Annotated in this window: 1 pseudogene; it reads right to left on the bottom strand. The window is 28.4% G+C overall.

What is annotated here, in order from left to right:
* Positions 1-1,426: 1,426 nt before the first annotated feature.
* Positions 1,427-1,649 (bottom strand): annotated as a pseudogene (locus ACFIMS_RS04960) (hypothetical protein); the annotation flags it as partial.

Here is a 1,649-nt window from a genome sequence, read left to right as displayed (position 1 = left end):
TTATGGTGTATAAACGCATATAAAATGCATTGCTATAAACATATCATAAAAGAGAGAGTAACATAAAAAAAGCCGTGTCAAGTGATATGACGCGGCTTTCAAATAACGATTATAATGATAGAAAAATAATCATCCACAATGGAGTAATGAATGCATATATACAAAACGTATTATATTGCAAGCGCTCTATTGAGATATGAAAACTTATCAAAAGGAATGTAAATGATGCGTATGATCTTTAATCACTCTTTTGAATGGGAGAGCCTATAAATGCTTTTTGTTTCTCTCAAACGTATTAATCATAACGTCTTTATCTTTTAAAGAGATTCATTGAAAACAAAGCCCATGATCATGATGCTTCTTTTAAAACGTTTCAATATACTAAGCTCAAAATCGAGCTGAGTGAATTCACATAACGCATTCTATAAAATCAAAACGCTTGTTAGCTTTAACAAAACTCGTTTTTTACATTTACGAGTATTGGTTTTCAAAACAATCTCTCATAAGACAAATAAATAACCGCTTTTATCAAACGCAAGGCTTTAAAAACTGTTATAAACATCTGTTTCAAATGTTTAAACGTTCATTTAGAAAGGCTTTCATAAGTTTCTTTTAAACAGAACTTCTTTGCAAATTAATCGCTCTATATTTGTGCTCTGTACTTTTAAATGGTAACTTTTAAAACGTTTTTTAGTACCATATCTAAGGTAAAATAGTATTTTACTGCTATGGTATTACCCGCCTCCATTTTTTTGTGGAAGCGAATAATTCCGTTCTTAAAAACTAGTCTGCAATCTATTCATTAAAAGGCTTTTCATTTCATAAGATATAAAATACCTCTTTATCGTTTTTTTAACTTTTAGTAAGCGTTTTAAAAGCGATTTTATCCTTAATCCTTTTATGCAATTTTTTAAATTAAACCTATAAGCTTATGACAGGTTCAAACAGTTAATTTCTTTAATGCCATTTTAGAGGTTTTTCCCAATTTTGGGAAAAATTATATGATCTCTATTTTCTATAAATGCGTATCTTTTGGTACAATTTATCTTATAACAGTTTCAAACGATTACCCTCTATAGGTAATAAGATATTGCTATAGCATTTTTAGATTTTACGCTTCTCAATTTTGAAAACTGTAATTTTANAGGTAATAAGATATTGCTATAGCATTTTTAGATTTTACGCTTCTCAATTTTGAAAACTGTAATTTTATGTTTTTATCATGCGATTAACAATCCAATCATTAAAACAAGATGTGATCTTTAAACGTATGTTATCGATAATTCCAAACAACTAAATTTTAAACAATGCGATTTTGAGTGATAAAAACATATCATAAAATTTATAAACTGTTATGAATGATATCGGCTTTTCATTTTATTTGAATACACACATGCGTTATAATATTCACGTCATGATTTGCTTTTTATGGTCTATTCATACATGGCAATCTTATATAAAAAATGATCAAATGAATCACGTATAAAAAGATGGATTCTTGAGTGGATTCATATAAAATAATTGCAAACAACATATTGACTTTATTGCGTTTTTTTGTATAATGTGACTCTGTAAACCAAAAGGGAGTCTCTACCTGTGGACTTCCTGCTATTTGGTCAAATTCTTGATTACACTTGTCCAAAGCATCC

Origin of the sequence: Bartonella sp. AP331QHHD, assembly GCF_042195905.1 — a bacterium.
Classification (GTDB): Bacteria; Pseudomonadota; Alphaproteobacteria; order Rhizobiales; family Rhizobiaceae; genus Bartonella.
This window is presented reverse-complemented; position numbering and strand designations above follow the sequence as displayed.